This is a genomic window from Aeromonas sp. s4, from assembly GCF_040907855.1.
Taxonomy (GTDB): domain Bacteria; phylum Pseudomonadota; class Gammaproteobacteria; order Enterobacterales; family Aeromonadaceae; genus Aeromonas; species Aeromonas caviae.
The window spans coordinates 1-1753 of record NZ_JBFOCP010000050.1; the positions used below are offsets into that span (position 1 = coordinate 1).

1 protein-coding gene is annotated in these 1753 nt (G+C 62.4%); it reads left to right on the plus strand.

All coding sequences use genetic code 11. From position 1 onward, the window contains the following. Positions 1-155 precede the first annotated feature (155 nt). Positions 156-1753: type VI secretion system tip protein VgrG (locus AB5Y89_RS17720; RefSeq protein ID WP_368224228.1), on the plus strand; the 1598-nt coding region annotated here is incomplete at its 3' end.

Sequence of the window (1753 nt, forward strand, 5' to 3'; positions counted from 1 at the left end):
GGTGCAAGAAAAAATCCGAGTTTACGTCTTGCCGCACGCCGTCAAGGGCGTGCGGCAGCCATGGTGAAAGAAAAATCCAGGCGATGGCGAAGCTCTCACATGGCTTGATGTGCCCCATCTGATGGGGCCGCACGATATTTCAGGGGCGCGCAGCGATGGCAGACAGCACAGGATTACAATTTACCGTCAAGGTGGGGGCCCTGCCCGAGAGCACCTTCGTGGTGGCCGAGTTTGCGCTGGATGAGGCGTTGAACCGGCCGTTCAGCCTGCGCCTGGAGTTGGCAAGCGCTCAGCCCGACATCGACGTTGGCGCCGTGCTGGACCAGCCCTGCGAGCTCTTGGTGTGGTACAACGGCGAACCGCAGCGCCGGGTGTGCGGGGTGGTCAGTGACTTCGCGCAGGGTGACAGCGGTTTTCGCCGCACCCGCTATCAGCTGCTGGTGCAGCCGGCCCTGTGGCGGCTGTCGCTTCGCCAGAACTCCCGCATCTTCCAGGCGCAAAAACCCGATGAAATCCTCTCCATCCTGTTGCAAGAGCACGGTATCACCGACTACGCCTTTGCGCTCAAAAATGAGCATGCCCAGCGGGAATACTGCGTTCAGTACCGGGAAACTGACCTCGATTTCGTGAACAGGCTCGCCGCCGAAGAGGGGATGTTCTACTTCCAAGAGTTTGAAGCGGGCAAGCATCGCATCGTGTTTGCCGATGACGCGGCCGCCCTGACCGCCGGCCCCGAGCTCTTTTTCAATCTCGGTAACCGCTCGCTGGAGCAAGGCCCCTATGTGCGGCAGTTCCACTACCGCGAGGCGGTACGCCCGTCGGATGTGGAGCTCAAAGACTACAGCTTCAAGACCCCGGCTTACGGCCTTTCCCACAAGAAGGTGGGGGCGGAGCTTGCGCATCAGCGCGACACCTACCAGCACTTCGATTTCCCGGGCCGCTACAAGCAGGATGGCAGCGGCAAGGCCTTTGCCCAGCACCGGCTCGATGCGCTGCGCAACGATGCAGTGGCGGGCAGTGGCAAATCCAACTGCGCCGCCTTGCTGCCGGGCCAGACGTTTTCACTCACCGAACACCCCAACGGCAGCCTCAACACCGACTGGCAAGTGGTGCGCATCCAGCACACCGGCTTGCAGCCGCAGGCGCTGGAGGAGGAGGGGGGGAGCGGCCCCACCATCTATCACAACGAATTCGGGGTGGTGAAAGCCAGCACCACCTGGCGGGCGCGCATCGGCAGCCCCGAGGCACCCCACAAGCCGATGGTGGATGGCCCGCAAATCGCCATGGTGGTGGGCCCCGAAGGGGAGGAGATTTACTGCGACGAACACGGCCGGCTCAAGCTGCAATTCCCGTGGGACAGGTATGGCAGTTCCAACGACCAGAGCTCCTGCTGGGTGCGGGTCTCTCAGGGCTGGGCCGGGGGTCAGTACGGCATGATGGCCATCCCGCGCATCGGCCACGAGGTCATCGTGAGTTTCCTGGAAGGGGACCCCGACCAGCCCATCGTGACCGGTCGCACCTACCACGCCACCAATCGGCCGCCCTACGAGCTGCCAGCCAACAAGACCCGCACCGTGCTGCGCACCGAGACCCACCAGGGCGAGGGCTTCAACGAGCTGCGTTTCGAAGACCAGGCTGGCAAGGAAGAGATTTATATCCACGGTCAGAAAGACCTGAACGTGCTTATCGAAAATGATGCCGCCTGGCACATCAAGCACGACCAGCACACCGATATCGACAATGAGCGGGTGAC